Raw genomic sequence first — 14,879 nt, 5'->3', positions numbered from 1 at the left:
GCGCCGGAAGACCGTACGCCCCGCCGGGCGACGCGCCCTCCGTATACCCCGGACCCGGGCCCGTAGGGCTGTCCGGGGTATACCCGCCCCGCGCACCCCGGAGGCCGCCGAACGCGCACAGGGGCTGCGCGGGTGTCCCACAAGCGCTGTAATGGCCAACGTGGTCGGTGAGGGCGCTGCGGGACGCAGCACGAGAACGCTGCGTGCGGAAGGTGCCCTGACGGCGATCGCGGCCGACCCCGAGTCACCCGAACGGGTGCGCAGGATCCTGGAGCAGGCCCTCGTCTTCGCCGGTGCCGCGTTCGCCGCCGTGTACACGGCCGACGCGGACGGAGAACTGCTGTACCTGGCGGAGTCCGTCGGGGTGCCGCGAACCCTGTGCGGGGTACGGGACAGCTACCCCGTCGCCGGGCGCGCTCCGGTGGCCGAGGCCCACCGCGGGCGGCCGGTGTGGCTGGGCCCGGACGACCTCGCCGCGCAGGCGCAGTCACGACGCGTGCCCAGCCGTGACTTCTTCCTGGCGGCGCTGCCCCTGCGCGGCGACGGCGGTGGCTGCCTGCTCGCGGTCGGCGAGCGCGCCGGCGGCTTCGACGCCGACGACCGCTTCTGCCTCGGCCTCGTCGCCGACGCCCTCGCCCTCCCCTCGTCGGCCGCCACCGCCGAGGCCGCCGACCTGCGGCCCGGCGGCTTCAGCCTCGCCATGGACACCGGGCGGGTCCGGGTCGGCGAGGGCATCCTGGAGCTGTTCGGCCTCGACCCGGACGACTTCGACGGACGGGTCGAGACCCTGCTGGGCCTGACGGTGCCGGAGGACCTGCCCTCACTGATGTCCGTCGTCGAGGCCGACCACATGACGATCGGCGACCGCGAACTGGAGTTCCGGGTGCTCCAGCCCACCGGACCGCCCAAGTGGCTCCGGCTGCGCGGCCGGCTGGTGCCCGGCGGCGAGGGGCGCCCCGCCCGGCTGGTGGGCTCCGTCGCCGACGCCTCCACCCTGCGCTCCGACATCACGGACGTGGCCCGCGTCCAGCGCCTGGCCGCCGCGCTCGCCACCGCGGTCACCGTCCGCGACGTCGGCAAGGCCGTGGTCGCCGCGCTGCGCCGGCCGCTGCGGGCCGACCGGATCGCGCTCGCCGAGCTGGAGAACGAACGGCTCGTCGTCACCGTCCTCGACCCGCCCGAACCGGAGGCCTGGCCGGAGCTGTGGCGCGCGGAGTGGCGCACCGAGTGGCCCGACGCGCCGGTGCGCACCATGCCCACCCTCGCCGCCGCCCTGCGCGAGGGCCGCGCCGGTATCTGGCCGGCCGGTTCCCCGCTGGAGACCGCCCTCGCCGAGGTCGGCCCCGGCGGACTCGCCGTGCTGCCGCTGCCGGCCGGGAACCGCATGGCCGGTGCCTGTCTGATCGGCTGGGACACCCCGCACGACTTCGGCCCCGACGAACGCGCCCTCCTCACCGCCGCCGCCGGCCTCGCCGGGCAGGCCCTGATGCGGGCCCGCGCCTTCGACGCCGAGCACGAACTGGTCGGCATGCTCCAGCGCCAGCTGCTGCCGCGCCGCCTGCCCCGGCTGCCCGGCGCGATCGCCGTCGCCCGCTATCTGCCCAGCACCGCCGGCCTGGAGCTCGGCGGCGACTGGTACGACGTGATCCCGCTGCCGGACAACCACGTCGCCCTCGTCATCGGCGACGTCCAGGGCCACAGCGCCGGCGCCGCCACCCTCATGGGCCAGATGCGCACCGCGCTGCGCGCCTACGCCGTCGAGGGACACCCCCCGGACGTGGTGGTCTCCCACTCCAACCGGCTCCTCATGGACATGGAGACCGACCTCTTCGCCACCTGTTGCTATGTCGACGTCGACATGGAGGAGGGCTTCGCCTGGTACGTCCGCGCCGGCCATCTGCCGCCGGTGCTGCGTCACCCGGACGGCCGTACCGAGATCGCGGAGGCCGAGGGCGGCCCGCCGCTCGGTGTGGTGCGGCAGAGCGACTTCCCCATGAGCCCGCTCAGACTGCAGCCCGGCACCATGGTCGCGCTCACCACGGACGGCCTGGTCGAGTCCCACGAGGCCGACATCGACGAGGGCATGAACCGCTTCGCCCGGCAGCTGTCCGCCGCCGACCCCGCCCACCTCGGGCAGGTCGCGGACGCCCTGCTCGGCAAGGCCCCGCGCAGCGACGACGTCGCCCTGCTGCTGATGCGCTACGACGGCATGACCTCCCGCCCGCTGCGGGAGAGCTGGACGGTGTGGCGGGTGCCCCAGGCGGTCGGGCACGCCCGCCGCTTCACCCGGCGCACCCTGCGCTCCTGGGGGGTGACCGCGGACGTCGACGCCGCCCTGCTCGTCGTCTCCGAACTGGTCACCAACGCCCTGGTGCACACCGAAGGGCCGGTCCGTCTCGACATCTCCCTGGTCAACGACCGGCTGCGCCTCGCGGTCGCCGACTCCTCGCCCCGCACGCCCGTGAAGCCCACCAGCATCAGCTGGGAGGCCACCGGAGGCCGGGGCATCCTCCTCGTCGAGGCCGTGTCGGCCACCTGGGGAACCCTTCCGGTCAGCGGGGGCAAGCAGGTGTGGGCGGAGTTCGTGCTGCGGCCCTGACGGCCGCCGGGTCCGCCGGCCGGGAACGCCCGCGCCCGGTGACCGCACCGCTCCACCGGGTACCCGGGACCCCACCGAGAGACAGGAGAGAGGACACGTCATGGCACAGCACGTGCGCGACATCATGACCGGCGCACCGGCGACCGTCGGGCCGCAGACCTCCGTCGCGGAGGTCGCCCGCATCATGCGCGACCGCGACCTCGGGTCCGTCCTGGTGACCGACGGCGACCGGCTGCGCGGACTGGTCACCGACCGCGACCTGGTGGTGCGGTCGGTCTCCCGGGGCGGCGATCCCGAGGACACCACCGTGGCCGGCGCGTGCAGCGACGACCTGGTGACCGTGGCACCGGACGACGACCTGGACCACGCGGTACGGCTGATGCGCGAACACGCCGTGCGCCGCGTCCCGGTCGTCGAGGACGGACGGCCCGTCGGTGTCGTCTCGCTGGGCGACACCGCCATGGAGCGCGACCCGGAGTCCGCCCTCGGCGACATCAGCGTGGCCCGGCCCAACACCTGACGAGGACGCCGGCTCGGACGGGAACTCCCCGTCCGGGCCGGGGTGTTGGGGAGGGGAGCCTGTACGGCGGGCGGGTGTTCGCCCGGCGCGGCGCCGGGGACCCGAAGGGCAGCGGAGCGGAAGGAAGATGATGAGCCGTGACCTCGGGGACCAGTGACCGACCCCGCCGGGCGGAGAGCGGCTGGGCGCGAGCCCGGCGACTGCGCGGCGAGGACCCGCTGCGGACCTGCCTCCCCGCCGTGGACCGCGGTACCACCTCCACCACCCCGAACGCGGGTGCGGAGGGGAATATCGTAAGAGGTGAGGATTAGCCCGTGTTCAGGCGGCTCATCGGCCATCTCGCAGGATTTCGTGACGCACGGGTAAAGCAAGTGATGTCCCATCCGCCGGAACACGGCTATGGTGAGTCGGATGAAGGCTCTCGTGCTGTCCGGTGGTGCCGGAACCCGGCTGAGGCCGATCACCCACACCTCGGCGAAACAGTTGGTGCCCGTGGCCAACAAGCCCGTGCTCTTCTACGGGTTGGAGTCCCTGGCGGAAGCGGGCATCACCGAGGTCGGAATGATCGTGGGTGACACGGCCGCGGAGATCGAGGACGCGGTCGGCGACGGATCGAAGTTCGGTCTGCGGGTGACCTACATCCGCCAGGAACAGCCCCTGGGACTGGCCCACGCCGTACTGATCGCCCGCGACTGGCTCGGCGACGACGACTTCGTGATGTATCTCGGCGACAACTTCATCGTCGGCGGCATCACCGGCCTCGTCGAGGAGTTCCGCCGGGACCGGCCCGACGCGCAGATCCTGCTCACCCGCGTCGCCGACCCCCGTTCCTTCGGAGTGGCCGAACTCGACCCGTCCGGCCGGGTGATCGGCCTGGAGGAGAAACCGGACCACCCCAAGAGCGACCTCGCCCTCGTCGGCGTCTATCTGTTCACGTCCGCCGTCCACGAGGCGGTGCGCGCCGTCGAGCCCTCCTGGCGCGGCGAACTCGAGATCACCCACGCCCTCCAGCATCTGATCGACTCCCGCGCCGACGTGCGCTGCACCGTCATCCAGGGCTACTGGAAGGACACCGGCAACGTCGTCGACATGCTGGAGGTCAACCGCTCCGTCCTCGAAGGCGTCGAACGCCGTATCGACGGCCAGGTCGACGACCGTTCGGAGACCATCGGCCGGGTGGTCGTGGAGGAGAACGCGCGGATCGTCAACTCACGTATCGTCGGCCCCGCCGTCATCGGCGCCGGCACGGTCGTCAGCGACTCCTACGTCGGCCCCTTCACCTCCGTCGCGGAGAACTGCCGGATCACCGACAGCGAGCTCGAGTTCTCCATCGTGCTGCGGGATTCCTCGATCGACGGCGTCGGCCGCATCGAGGCCTCGCTGATCGGCCGGCACGTCGAGGTGACACCCGCGCCCAGCGTGCCCAGCGCCCACCGGCTCGTCCTCGGCGACCACAGCAAGGTGCAGATCCATTCATGAGCATCCCGGGCGCCGACCCCCGCATCGCCCGCGGCCGCTGGGAGCGGGCCGTACGGGAGAAACCGCCCGGCGCGAGCACGACCGCGCGTACCGTTTGGCTCCACGGTGTCCACGGCGCTAACTTCGTGCGAACGATGACCGGTCCGGAAGAAGCCGCCGCCCCGCCGTCGCCACCGGCGTCGGCGGGACCACCTGGTGCGACCCGCCTCGGAGTGGGTACGGCCCACCACCGGCCTTCCGCGCCCCCCGGTACCGCGCCCTCGCGCACGACCGCGGGCAGGACATCGGCCTGCCCGCGCCGCGCGACCCTGCACGAAGCACTGCCCCGCATCCGCAAGGAGAGTCCCCTTCGTGAAACGCCATGAGTTCCTTCGGGAGCTGCACAAGGTCAGCGCCAACCGCAACTACCTGGAGATCGGCGTCAACGACGGCCGCAGCCTGCGCCTGTCGCGCGTCCCCAGCATCGCGGTCGACCCCGCCTTCAAGGTGGTCTCGGAGCTGAAGTGCGACGTCCACCTGGTGAAGGCCACCAGCGACGACTTCTTCGCCCGCGACAACCCGCTGGCCCACCTCAAGGGCGGCCGGCACCCGCTGCGCAATCTGCGCCGGGGCCGCAGCCCGATCGGCCACTGGCGCCGCACCACGCTCGACCTGTCGTTCATCGACGGCATGCACCTGTTCGAGTACGCCCTGCGCGACCTCATGAACGTCGAGAAGCACTCCGACTGGGCCAGTGTGATCGTCCTCGACGACATGCTGCCGCGCAGCGTGGACGAGGCCGCCCGCGACCGGCACACCAACGCCTGGACCGGCGACGTCTACAAGATCACCGAGGTGCTGGCGCGCTACCGCCCCGACCTGGTGACCGTCCTGGTCGACACCCAGCCCACCGGCCAGCTCGTGGTCTTCGGTGCCGACCCCGACAACACGGTGCTGCACGACAAGTACGACGAGATCATGGCCGAGTACAAGGTGCCCGACCCGCAGAAGGTGCCCGAGGCGATCCTGGAGCGGGCCGGGGCGGTGCCCCCGGAGGCGCTGCTGCAGGCCGGGTTCTGGCGCGCCCTCGCCCAGGCCCGCAACCGCGGCCTGCCGCGGCGCGTGGGCTGGGAGCCCCTGCGCCGCGCCCTGGAACAGGTCGGCGTCAGCCGCTGAGTCCTCTGCCGCGCAGCCCTTCGTGGCAGGCGCGGCAGCTCTCGTACGAGGGCACCGGGCCGAGGGACTCCGCCGCGGCCCGGTGCCGGTCCTGCCGGTCCTTCGGGGACAGCACCGGGCCGGTGCCCGCGGGTCACGTGCGACCCGCGGAGCACGCCCCCGGCGGGACACCGGGCGGTCGGCCCGCGGTCACCGCTTCTTGCGGATCAGGGGAGCCACCTTCGCGCGGGCCGCGCCGAGCGCCCGCCGCGCGGCACGCACCAGTTTCCGTACGGTGCCGGGACGCGGGACGGTCACCACCAGCACGCCGCCGCCGGCGGCGCGGAGCGCGAACGGCAGCCCGCTCCAAGCGGGTTGCGCGGCATCGGGGTCCGGGCTCAGGGCGACCCGCCAGACCCCCCGGGGGAGCCGGGCGGGAAGCGTGGCCTCCAGCAGGGAGCCCGGCCCGTCCGCCTCGCCGGTGAGCGTGCCGGACGCGTGCAGCGTCCTGCCGGAAGCGGTGAACCTGAGCCCCACCCGGGCGCCCTCGGCGGCGTGCAGCGGGATCCGGGCGCGCAGCCGGGTCCCGGAGACGGTGACGTCCGGCCGCCGCACACCGCCCAGACCGAGCCGCCTGCCCTTGACACCCGTGTCCAGCGAGAGATTGCCGTGCGGCTCGGTCCAGTACGGCAGGACCGCGCGACGGCCGGTCACACCCGCGTACGGCTCGGGACGGGTGGCGCGCGGGGCGGGGCCGAGCCGGCACTCCTTGGTCCAGCCGCCGAGCTTCACCCGTACGACCGCGTCCCAGACCCCGTCTCCCGGCAGCTCGGCGGGATCGACGGTGGCGGTCGCCCGCAGCACCAGCCGCACCCGCTCACCGCCGTCGACGGGAACCGTCTCCCGGGTCAACTCCACGGGCTGGAAGTACTGGGCGGAGCTGGACCGTTCACGCAGCAGCAGATCCGCGGTGGCCTGTCCGAACCGGGCCGCGGTCTGAGCGCCGACCCACGCCACCGCCTCCTCCACGTTCTTCGGAATGTCGGCCAGCGGGGTGCGGGCGGCGTCCGCGGGGAAGGTCATCGGCTCGCGGTCGGAGGTGTACTCGGCGGTGAAACCGATGCGCAGCGAGCCGCTGTGCCACTCCACGCCCGTGGGCGTCGCCGTCGGCGCGACACCGGCCTCCCACGCGGCGAAGTCCACCACGTCGTCGTACCGGTCGGCCTCGGTCAGCGCGGCGACGACCTGCTGCGTCGGCGGCAGCCCGGCGGAGACCCCCGGGCCGAACCGCTCGACGACGACCTTGTGGATCTCCGTGAACAGCTGCCTGCGGTAGTCGTCCGGCAGCCCCAGCAACCGCCGCGCCCGCAGCCGCTCCACCATCTCCACCCGCAGCCAGCGGCGGAACAGCCGGTCCCGCACCGGGCCCGGCTCGGTGTACCGCTCGACGACGTCGAGCGCCTCCCGCAGGTTGCCGAAGTACCCCACGGGGTCGAAGCGCTGGAAGCCGGCGTTGGAGGCGTCGTCGCGTCTGATGTGGTAGTAGCAGACGTAGTCACTGAGCACGGACACGTTGTCCGCGCGCAGGTACGCCTCGGTGACGAAGACGTGGTCCTCCAGGCGCCGCCGCCCCTCCGGGAAGCGCAGCCCGATACGGTCGAGGAACTCCCGGCGGAACATCTTGTGCGGGGTGAGACTGTCGATCAGCGGGGCGTTCTCGACCGTCGCCCGCGGATGGTTGCGGCGGAACAACTCCACCGGCACCCCGCGGTTCTTGCCGGCCATCTTCCCCACGACGACATCGGCGCCGTGGGCCACGCCGTACGCGTACATCCGCTCCAGGGCCTCGTCGCCGAGATAGTCGTCGTTGTCGACGAACATCACGAACTCGCCCCGCGCGGCGGCGATCCCCACGTTGCGGGGCTTGCCCGACCAACCGGAGTTCTCCTGGTGGATCACCCGCATCCGGGGGTCCTCGGCGGCGAGCCGGTCGAGCCGGGCCGGTGTCCCGTCGGTCGAGCCGTCGTCGACGAAGATCGCCTCGTACTCGTCGGGGGGCAGTGACTGCCGCTGCAGCGAGGAGATGCAGTCCTCGATGTAGATCCCCGGGTTGTACACGGGAATGATGACGCTGACCTTGACCGGCATCTGGATCTGGGCCCTTCGGGTCTCTCGCCGTGGAACATGCGTCGCCCGATCGTAATGCCACGGCAGCCGCGTTCCCCGTTTCGCCCCGCCACCGAGAGCCCGCCGTGACGACCACCGGCACCCGCCGACCGGCGTGCTCGCCGGGTCGCTTGAGGCGTGGCGTCCCGCCGGGGACGCGGCGCCGCCTAGGCTGCCGCCCGTGCGACTGCTCCTGACCTCCGACACCCACCTGCCGAAGCGCGCCAAGCGTCTTCCCGCCCCCCTGCTGGACGAACTCCCCCGCGTGGACGTCGTGTTCCACGCGGGGGACTGGGTCGACACCGCTACCCTCGATCTTCTGGAGAGCCGCAGCCGCAGACTCGTCGGCGTGTACGGCAACAACGACGGACCCGAGTTGCGGGCCCGTCTGCCGGAGACCGCGTACGCGGATCTCGGCGGGTTGCGCTTCGGCGTGGTCCACGAGACGGGCCCGGCGCAGGGGCGGGAGAACCGGTGCGCCGCGCGCTTCCCCGGGGTTGACGTGCTGGTGTTCGGACACAGCCACATCCCGTGGGACACCACCGCGTCCACGGGACTTCGTCTGCTCAACCCGGGATCACCGACAGACCGTCGCCGGCAACCCCACTGCACTTATATGACCGCCACGGTCGCCGGGGGCCGGCTCATGGAGGTGGAACTCCACCGGCTGCCCCCGCGCTGACGGGCCGGGCCGCTTCGTGTCGGTGGAAGCGGCCCGGACGCTGCGAGTAGTTGTGCTCTCACGGACCTCCTTCCCACGATCGGAGGTGATACCGGGCGACTACCCCCTCCCGCGGAACTCACACACCTGATTCTCGGGTTTTCCGCCCGGGCGCCCGGGCGTCGTCTCGTCGTGACCGGTGGGAACCGAGTGAGTCAGGTGAGTCAGAGGACTGGAGGGGCCGGACGGACTGCTCCAGCCCCATGTGAACGGATGGACGGCAGTGGTGTCGGTACTGGTTGCCGTGTCCGAACAAGTGCAATATGTGGCGAGTTGTGCGGCAAACCGCTGTCGCACGCCCCCTCGGCGTGCTGCGCGCCGCGACCATCCACCACGCACGCGCGAACACGTCGCGCCGGGAGTGCACCCATGTCTGACCAGTCGACCCCACGCGGGCCGAACACCGACCCGTACGGCGCCGAGCCCCCTCGGACCCTTCTCCGGGACACCGCGCCCGGCACGGAGCTGACGCGACGCAGGGTCCTCGGGCTCGGCGCCGCGCTGGGGCTGGTCGCGGCGGGCGGTACGGACGCCGCCGCCGCGCCGCCGAGCCGCCACAACACCGGTGGGCAGCTGCGCAGCGCCGTACCGCTGCCCGAGCCCTACACCGTGCCCCTGCCGATCCCGCCCGTTCTGGCGCCGGCCGACACCTCCGGGGGAACCGACCGGTACGAGATCACCCAGCGCCAGGTGACCGCTCGGATCCTGCCGGGGGTGACGACGACGCTGTGGACCTACAACGGCACCTACCCCGGCCCCACGATCGAGTCCCGTAGCGGCCGGCCGGTCACCGTGCTGCACCGCAACGAACTTCCCGTGCCGACCGTGGTGCACCTGCACGGCGGACGCACCCCGGCCGGGTCCGACGGCTACCCCACCGACCTCGTCCTCCCGGACGGCTGGTCCGACCCCGCGTCCGGCCGCCACGGCGAGGCGCACATGGCGCACGACCCGCGCGCGGTGACGAGCCGGGTGACACGGGAGTACACGTACCCGCTCGACCAGCGTGCCGCGCTGCTCTGGTACCACGACCACCGGATGGACTTCACCGCTCCGGCGATCTGGCGGGGCCTGACCGGCATGTACATCGTCCGGGACGCGGTCGAGGACGCCCTGGACCTGCCCCGCGGCGAGCGGGAGCTGGCGCTGATGATCTCCGACCGGGCGTTCGCCGCCGACGGGTCCCTGGCCTACCCGGCCCTCGATCCGGAGCTGCGCGACCGGCCCGGGGTGACCGAACCCTACGCGGCCGGCGTCCTGGGCGACGTGATCGTGGTCAACGGGGCGCCGTGGCCCGTCCACGAGGTCGACGCCGTACGCCACCGGCTGCGGCTGGTCAACGCGTCCAACGCCCGTCACTACCGGCTGGAGGCCGTCACGGACGACGGGCACCGGCTCGACCTGGTGCAGATCGGCGCCGACCAGGGGCTGCTCGCCGCCCCCGTCACCCTCACCGACCTGCCCATCGCGCCGGCGGAGAGGTACGACGTGGTCATCGACTTCGCGGGCCTGCCGGCCGGCAGCCGGGTACGCCTGCGCAACCGGCTCGGCAGCGGACGCACCCGCGACGTCATGGCGTTCCGTGTCGCACGCGCGGCGTCCGACCACAGCACGATCCCCGAGGTGCTCTGCGACGACCTGCCCACCTGGCGGCGCTCGCAGGTGACCACGGTCCGCCGGTTCACCTTCCGCGCCGGGCACGCGGAACAGGGGCGCGGCTGGTTCATCAACGGCGAGCCGTTCGACCCGTCGCGCACCGACGTCTACACCTGGCGCGGTGCCGTCGAGGTGTGGCGCCTCACCGCCGACGTCGACCATCCGGTCCACCTCCACCAGACGGGGTTCCGGGTGCTCTCCCGCGACGGGCGCGCGCCGCTGCCGCACGACGCCGGCCTGAAGGACACGGTGTCGCTGCGCCCCGGTGAGACGGTGGACATCATCACCCGCTTCGACGGCCACCGGGGCCGCTACCTCTTCCACTGCCACAACGCCGAACACGAGGACATGGGCATGATGGCCAACCTCGAGATCGTCTGACACCCCTGGACACCGTCGTACCGGCTTAATGTGTTGCGGGGGTCCCCGCCGCTCTGTTGCACTGCCGGGGACACCGCAGTCACGTTCCGAGGAGAAGCAATGCGCGCATCGTTCATGTCCCCCCAGGAAGGAACGGCCCGCTCTCCGAAGGACATGACGCTTCGTGCACCTGCTCAACCTCGGCATCCTCGCCCATGTCGACGCCGGTAAGACCAGCCTGACCGAGCGGCTGCTGTACTCGGCCGGCGTGACCGACGAGATCGGCAGCGTCGACGACGGCAGCACCCGCACCGACACCCTCGCGCTGGAACGGCGGCGGGGCATCACCATCAAGTCCGCCGTCGTCTCGTTCCCGCTCGACGACGTCACGGTCAACCTCCTGGACACGCCCGGCCACCCGGACTTCATCGCCGAGGTGGAGCGCGTGCTCGGCGTGCTGGACGGCGCCGTGCTGGTCGTCTCCGCCGTCGAGGGCGTGCAGGCGCAGACGCGGGTGCTGATGCGGACCCTGCGGCGGCTGTCCATCCCGACCCTGCTCTTCGTCAACAAGATCGACCGGCGCGGGGCCCGGGAGACGGAGCTGCTCCGGGCGGTCTCGGCACGCCTCACCCCGTCGATCGTGCCCATGGGCACCACCGGCCGGCTCGGCACGCCCGAGGCCCGTTTCGTTCCCGGCCCCTCCCCGGCCGCCCTCGACGTCCTGGCCGACCACGACGACGGACTGCTCGCCGAGTTCGTGGACGGGACCCTCACGGACACCCGTCTGCGGACGGCGCTGGCCGAGCAGACCCGGCGGGCCCGCGTCCACCCCGTCTACTTCGGCTCCGCCGTCACCGGCGCGGGCGTCGACGCACTGCTGGCCGGCGTCAGGGAACTGCTCCCACCGGCCGACGGTGACCCCGGCGGGCCGGTCTCCGGCACGGTGTTCAAGGTGGAGCGGGGGCCGGCGGGGGAGAAGGTCGCCTACGCGCGGATGTTCTCCGGCACGCTGCGCACCCGCGACCGGATCCCGTTCGGCCCCGCCGGTGCCGCGGAGGGCCGGATCACCGGCATCAGCGTCTTCGACGGCGGCACCGACGCGCGTACGGACGCGGTGCCGGCGGGCAGGATCGCCCGGCTGTGGGGACTGGCGGACATCCGCGTCGGCGACGCGATCGGCGAACCCCGCGAGGAGTACGGGCACGTCTTCGCGCCGCCCACCCTGGAGACCGTCGTCGTGCCCGCACCGGACACCGACCCGGGCGCGCTGCACCTCGCGCTCACCCAGCTCGCCGAACAGGACCCGCTGATCGCCCTGCGCCACGACGAGCGGCGGCGCGAGACCTCAGTGTCGCTCTACGGCGAGGTCCAGAAGGAGGTCCTCCAGGCCACCCTCGCCGAGGAGTACGGGCTCGACGTGACCTTCCGCGGGACGACACCGCTGTGCGTCGAGCGGCCGGCCGGATCCGGGGCGGCCGTCGAGTCCATCGGCGAGGACGCCAACCCCTTCCTCGCCACGGTCGGGCTGCGGGTCGACCCCGCACCGCTCGGCTCGGGCGTGGACTTCCGGCTGGAGGTGGAGCTGGGCGCGATGCCGTACGCCTTCTTCAAGGCGGTCGAGGACACCGTGCGCGAGACGCTCGGACAGGGCCTGCACGGCTGGCGGGTCACCGACTGCGCGGTCACCATGACCCACTCCGGTTACTGCCCCCGCCAGAGCCACGCCCACCAGGGCTTCGACAAGAGCATGTCGAGCACCGGCGCCGACTTCCGGGGCGTCACCCCGCTCGTCCTGGCCGAGGCCCTGCGGCGGGCGGGAACCGCGGTGTGCGAGCCGGTGCACCGCTTCCGGATCGAGGCCCCGGCGGACACCCTCGGCGCCCTGCTGCCGGTGCTGTCCGGGCTGGGCGCCGTACCGCGTACGACGCGGACCCGGGGCGGACTCTGCGTCCTGGACGGCACGGTGCCGGCGGCCCGGGTGCACGAGCTGGAGCAGCGGCTGCCGGGGCTGACCCGGGGCGAGGGCGAGCTGGAGAGCGCCTTCGCGCACTACGCGCCCGTCACCCGCGGCACGCCACCCCGGCGCCCGCGCACGGACCACAACCCGCTGAACCGGAAGGAGTATCTGCTCAACGTGACCCGGAGGGTGGGCGGTTGAGTCCCTACTGCCCACCTTCCGCGCCGGACCAGTCGGCCTCCACATGGCCGAGGCGCACCCGCTGCGGGTGGTCGCCCACGGGTACGGACACGGTCTTCTCGCCGGTCGCGAAGTCGATGGCGGTGACCCGGTCGGCGCCGCTCTCGGAGACCACGCAGGACCTGCCGTCACCGCTGACGGTCGCCCAGTACGGCTTGGACGCGGTGACGAGCGGCCCCTGCTGAAGGGTCGCGCGGTCGACGACGGTCGCGTAGTCGTCCATGGTGCCCGCCACGCACAGCTTGGTGCCGTCGGGCTTCATGGTGATGCCGTGGTGGCGTGAGTCGTTGACCCAGGTGGTGCGGTCGTCGTTGGTCGCCGGGTTCTCCGGCAGGGTCTTGGTGCGGGTGATGCGGTCGGTGGCGACGTCGTACTCGAAGAAGCCGTTGAAGAACGACACCTGGAAGTACAGCTTCGACTCGTCCGGGGAGAACGCGGCCGGGCGCACCGCGTCCGAGTGGTCCTTCAGACCGATCGCGTCGAGCCGGTCCCGCATGTCGATCACCTTGACCTGCCGGAACGTGGTCGCGTCGACGACCGTGATACGGCGGTCGCCCTTCGTCCAGTCCAGCCAGGTCGCGTCGAGCGCGGTGTTCACCTCGCCGATGGACATGTTCCAGATGTACGTGCCGTCATTACTGAAGACGTTCTCGTGCGGCTTGTCACCGGTCTTGAACGAGCCGAGCTCCTCACCGGTCCCGATGTCCAGGACGTGCACCGTGTTGGAGGTCGAGGCCGAGACGGCGACGCGCTTGCCGTCGGGGGAGACCGCCATGTGGTCGGAGCGGTAACCCGACACCGGGAAGCGCCAGTTGACCCGTCCGGTGGCGAGGTCGAGGGAGACCACGTCGGCGAAGCTCGGCCGGGAGACCACCACCGAGGTGCCGTCCGGGGTGGAGTACATGTCGTCGACGAACTGGTCGTGGCCCTCGCCTACGCCGCTTCGGATCGCCATGAAGTAGATCCAGCGGATCGGGTCGGCGTTGATCTCGGCCATCCGCTCGGCCTTGTCCGGGATGACGTCGATCCGGCCGATCCGCGCGAAGTCACCGGTGGACTCGATGACATCGGCGGTGCCGTCCCAGTTGTTGCCGACGAACAGCACCTCGCGCAGGGCGGGGGAGGAGTCGGCGGTCGCGGCGGTGGGCGCCGTGACGGTGAGGACGAGCGTGGCGGCGATGGCGCACAGGTACCTGGTTCTGCGGACCGGCATGACGGCTCTCTCCAGAATCCGGAATCACGTGCTCTGAAAGGCAACTTACTGAAAAGTAAGGAAGAGAGCCGTCCGCGACAAGACCGCGTACACGACAAAATTAAACGCGGTCGGCGTCCGGCGTGGTGACCCTCGCCCGCGGCGCTCGGCACAGGCGCGGGTGACTCACTGACCGGCCGACAGGGCGACGAGAACGGTCCCGAAGGCCAGGGCGCAGCCCAGGAGCACCCAGCCCAGGAGCCGTTGCCGCAGCTGCCGGTACCGGGTCTCGTACTGCGCCCGCAGTTCCTCGCCCCGCCGGGCCGTCCGCTGCCACGACGCCCGGCTGAGGGCCAGGTACCGCTCGGCGAGCCGCCGGGCGACCTCCTCCCGCTGGTGCTCCGTCAGCCAGCCGAGACCGGCGGTGAGCTCCGCCGCCGCCGTACGGGCCTCGGCGCGGGCCGCGTCGACGAGGAGATGGCCCTCGATCTCGTTCAGCAGGACTTCCATGTCCACGGAGGAGCCGTCCCGGCCGCTCACCGGACGCTCAACTCCCTCACGGACTCCGAGGGGTGGTGCAGGTCGAACGCCGGGGACTCGCTGCGGATGCGGGGGAGCTCCACGAAGTTGTGGCGCGGCGGCGGGCAGGAGGTCGCCCACTCCAGGGAGCGGCCGTAGCCCCACGGGTCGTCGACGCCGACCGGCTCGCCGTACTTGGCCGTCTTCCAGAGGTTGTAGAAGAACGGCAGCATCGACATGCCGAGCAGGAACGAGAAGACGGTCGAGAGTGTGTTGAGCGTCGTCAGGCCTTCCACCGCCAGGTAGTCCGGGATCCGTCGCTGCATTCCGTTGGTG

Annotated in this window: 10 protein-coding genes and 1 pseudogene; 7 read left to right on the top strand and 4 right to left on the bottom strand. The window is 72.2% G+C overall.

Annotation, left to right across the window (positions count from 1 at the left end):
• Window positions 1–151: 151 nt before the first annotated feature.
• From KUM38_RS30960 to KUM38_RS30945, 4 genes are all read left to right on the top strand, one after another.
• The gene (locus KUM38_RS30960) at window positions 152–2,599 is read left to right on the top strand and encodes a SpoIIE family protein phosphatase (RefSeq protein ID WP_217134255.1); all 2,448 of its coding nucleotides are present in this window, start codon (window positions 152–154) and stop codon (window positions 2,597–2,599) included.
• A gap of 100 nt (window positions 2,600–2,699) precedes the next feature.
• On the top strand, window positions 2,700–3,119 hold the full coding sequence (locus KUM38_RS30955) for a CBS domain-containing protein (RefSeq protein ID WP_217134252.1): 420 nt from the start codon (window positions 2,700–2,702) through the stop codon (window positions 3,117–3,119).
• 411 nt (window positions 3,120–3,530) lie between these two features.
• Window positions 3,531–4,598, top strand: coding sequence for a glucose-1-phosphate thymidylyltransferase (locus KUM38_RS30950; protein WP_217134251.1), 1,068 nt, complete (start codon window positions 3,531–3,533; stop codon window positions 4,596–4,598).
• A gap of 351 nt (window positions 4,599–4,949) precedes the next feature.
• Window positions 4,950–5,753: a class I SAM-dependent methyltransferase gene (locus KUM38_RS30945; protein ID WP_217134249.1), complete on the top strand. Its 804-nt coding sequence runs from the start codon at window positions 4,950–4,952 to the stop codon at window positions 5,751–5,753.
• 189 nt (window positions 5,754–5,942) lie between these two features.
• Here KUM38_RS30945 and KUM38_RS30940 read toward each other — a convergent pair whose 3' ends face one another.
• Window positions 5,943–7,880 carry a glycosyltransferase family A protein gene (locus tag KUM38_RS30940; protein ID WP_217134247.1) on the bottom strand — a complete coding sequence of 646 codons (1,938 nt, stop codon included), beginning with the start codon at window positions 7,878–7,880 and terminating at the stop codon, window positions 5,943–5,945.
• A gap of 199 nt (window positions 7,881–8,079) precedes the next feature.
• Between KUM38_RS30940 and KUM38_RS30935 the strand changes: the two genes are divergently transcribed.
• From KUM38_RS30935 to KUM38_RS30925, 3 genes are all read left to right on the top strand, one after another.
• Window positions 8,080–8,580, top strand: coding sequence for a metallophosphoesterase (locus KUM38_RS30935; protein WP_217134245.1), 501 nt, complete (start codon window positions 8,080–8,082; stop codon window positions 8,578–8,580).
• Window positions 8,581–8,988: 408 nt separating this feature from the next.
• Window positions 8,989–10,656 carry a multicopper oxidase family protein gene (locus KUM38_RS30930; protein WP_254397984.1) on the top strand — a complete coding sequence of 556 codons (1,668 nt, stop codon included), beginning with the start codon at window positions 8,989–8,991 and terminating at the stop codon, window positions 10,654–10,656.
• Window positions 10,657–10,819: 163 nt separating this feature from the next.
• Window positions 10,820–12,793 (top strand): translation factor GTPase family protein, encoded by a 1,974-nt coding sequence (locus KUM38_RS30925; protein WP_217134244.1) that lies wholly within the window; start codon window positions 10,820–10,822, stop codon window positions 12,791–12,793.
• Between the two features lie 4 nt (window positions 12,794–12,797).
• On the opposite strand, the gene KUM38_RS30920 is transcribed toward KUM38_RS30925, so the two are convergent.
• The 3 genes and pseudogenes from KUM38_RS30920 to KUM38_RS42415 all read right to left on the bottom strand — a co-directional run.
• Window positions 12,798–14,045, bottom strand: coding sequence for a YncE family protein (locus KUM38_RS30920; protein ID WP_217134242.1), 1,248 nt, complete (start codon window positions 14,043–14,045; stop codon window positions 12,798–12,800).
• Between the two features lie 165 nt (window positions 14,046–14,210).
• Complete coding sequence (locus KUM38_RS30915; protein WP_308409099.1) at window positions 14,211–14,564, bottom strand: hypothetical protein; 354 nt, start codon at window positions 14,562–14,564, stop codon at window positions 14,211–14,213.
• Window positions 14,561–14,879, bottom strand: a pseudogene (locus KUM38_RS42415) (cytochrome ubiquinol oxidase subunit I); the annotation flags it as partial. The gene KUM38_RS30915 and the pseudogene KUM38_RS42415, both read right to left, overlap by 4 nt.

This window comes from Streptomyces sp. AC558_RSS880, from assembly GCF_019049255.1.
In the GTDB taxonomy this organism is placed as follows: Bacteria; Actinomycetota; Actinomycetes; order Streptomycetales; family Streptomycetaceae; genus Streptomyces.
The sequence above is the reverse complement of the archived record's forward strand: the minus strand, read 5'-3'. Positions and strand labels throughout refer to the sequence as shown.

Bases quoted from the DNA above. Each gene is read 5' to 3' on its own strand.
- KUM38_RS30960 (WP_217134255.1), top strand. From the start codon at position 152: ATGGCCAACGTGGTCGGTGAGGGCGCTGCGGGACGCAGCACGAGAACG.
- KUM38_RS30955 (WP_217134252.1), top strand. From the start codon at position 2,700: ATGGCACAGCACGTGCGCGACATCATGACCGGCGCACCGGCGACCGTC.
- KUM38_RS30950 (WP_217134251.1), top strand. From the start codon at position 3,531: ATGAAGGCTCTCGTGCTGTCCGGTGGTGCCGGAACCCGGCTGAGGCCG.
- KUM38_RS30940 (WP_217134247.1), bottom strand. From the start codon at position 7,880: ATGCCGGTCAAGGTCAGCGTCATCATTCCCGTGTACAACCCGGGGATC.
- KUM38_RS30930 (WP_254397984.1), top strand. From the start codon at position 8,989: ATGTCTGACCAGTCGACCCCACGCGGGCCGAACACCGACCCGTACGGC.
- KUM38_RS30920 (WP_217134242.1), bottom strand. From the start codon at position 14,045: ATGCCGGTCCGCAGAACCAGGTACCTGTGCGCCATCGCCGCCACGCTC.